1 protein-coding gene is annotated in these 896 nt (G+C 77.7%); it reads right to left on the bottom strand.

Annotation, left to right across the window (positions count from 1 at the left end):
* A partial coding sequence (locus ACFQ3T_RS36785; RefSeq protein WP_380730813.1) for a multicopper oxidase family protein occupies positions 1-896 on the bottom strand: 896 nt, incomplete at both ends.

Below are 896 nucleotides of genomic sequence, written 5' to 3'. Positions count from 1 at the left end.
ACGGCGGCGAGGCCGGCGGGCACGTCCGCGGCGACCAGCCCGACTTCGGCGCTCGTCGCGCCACCCGCCCCGTACACCGAGTACGGCAGCGCGGTGAGCGTGAACCGGCCCGCGGCGGAGGTGTCCACCAGGACCTCGCCGCGCTCGCCCGGCGCGAGCAGCACCTCGGTCAGCTCCACCGGCCGGTCGACCAGGCCGCCGTCGGTGGCGATGAGGTGCAGCGGCAGCCGCGCGCCGGCGCGGACCGCGCCCAGGAGCAGGTGGTCGCCGGCGGTGGCGTTGAGCAGGCGGAGCCGGGTGAGGCCGCGGTTCGGCGTGAACACCGGCCGCACCGCGCCGTTGACGGCGATGTCCCGGCCGACCCTGGTGAACATGAGCAGCCGGTCGTCCCAGTCGGCGTGGTCGGCCGGCCCGGCGACCACGATCGGCCCGGCGAGGCCCGCGAGCAGCTGCCGCTCCACGTCGCCGTGGGCGTGCGGGTGGTACCAGTAGGTGCCCGCCGTGCCTTCGGGGACGGTGAACTCCTGCACGCTCGTGCCGCCGGGTTCGAGGTGGTCCAGTGGCGCGTCCACGGCGGGCGGCAGCGGCAGGCCGTGCAGGTGCAGGCTGCTCGGCGCGTCGAGGTCGTTGCGGAACGCTAGGCGGACCCGGTCGCCCTCCTTCAGCTTCAGCAGGGGTGTGCCGCCGTTGTAGCGGAGGCCCGCGCCGGCGGGCGCGGCCACGAGGTCGCCGCGCAGCACGCCGTCCGGTCCGGCGCGCAGCGGCAGGGGAGCGAGGTCGGGGAGGGCGGCGGTGAAGTCGGGTGCGGCGAGGGCGGAGCGCACGACGGGCACCAGCGCGCCCGCGCCGAGGGCCACGACGGCCGCCCCGGCGGCGAGCAGCACCGTCCGGGGTGG

Source organism: Saccharothrix hoggarensis (assembly GCF_042678885.1).
In the GTDB taxonomy this organism is placed as follows: Bacteria; Actinomycetota; Actinomycetes; order Mycobacteriales; family Pseudonocardiaceae; genus Actinosynnema; species Actinosynnema hoggarensis.
This window is presented reverse-complemented; position numbering and strand designations above follow the sequence as displayed.